This is a genomic window from Shewanella sp. 1180_01, from assembly GCF_052850535.1.
In genome coordinates this window covers 1-381 of sequence record NZ_VXCT01000200.1, presented here as the reverse complement: position 1 = coordinate 381, position 381 = coordinate 1, and the positions used below count along the sequence as shown (strand labels likewise).

The window sequence follows — 381 nt, the reverse complement described above, 5'->3', positions numbered from 1 at the left end:
ACTCTTGGTGCGGATTATAAACAAATCAAACAAGAAAATGTCCGATTCGTCTTGCTATGCATGGATACACAAACAAGCTATCAAAACGAACAGAAATTTAGAAAGGATTTTTATCATTTTCTGAAGGTTATCAACGTCAGCAAGACAAAACCAAACCATTGCCGACACACTTTTACATCCTTAGCATGTAATGAAGGTGCTAATCAAACGTACATTTCAAAACAACTCGGCCATGCAAGCGTCTTAACAACAGAGAAACACTATCTTAAATGGAATAAATCTCCAAACAAAGTAGAACGAGATAGCGCATCCCAAAAGATAAATTCTATTTTTGAACGGTTCACAACCGCTCAAGGGTAACTATAGAGCTGCTTACATTAG

The 381-nt window shown here is 36.7% G+C and carries 1 protein-coding gene; it reads left to right on the top strand.

Features of this window, described 5'->3' with window-relative positions; genetic code table 11:
* On the top strand, positions 1 to 360 hold a 360-nt coding region (locus tag FW758_RS24855), incomplete at its 5' end, for a tyrosine-type recombinase/integrase (RefSeq protein WP_446446854.1).
* Between the last annotated feature and the right edge of the window lie 21 nt (positions 361 to 381).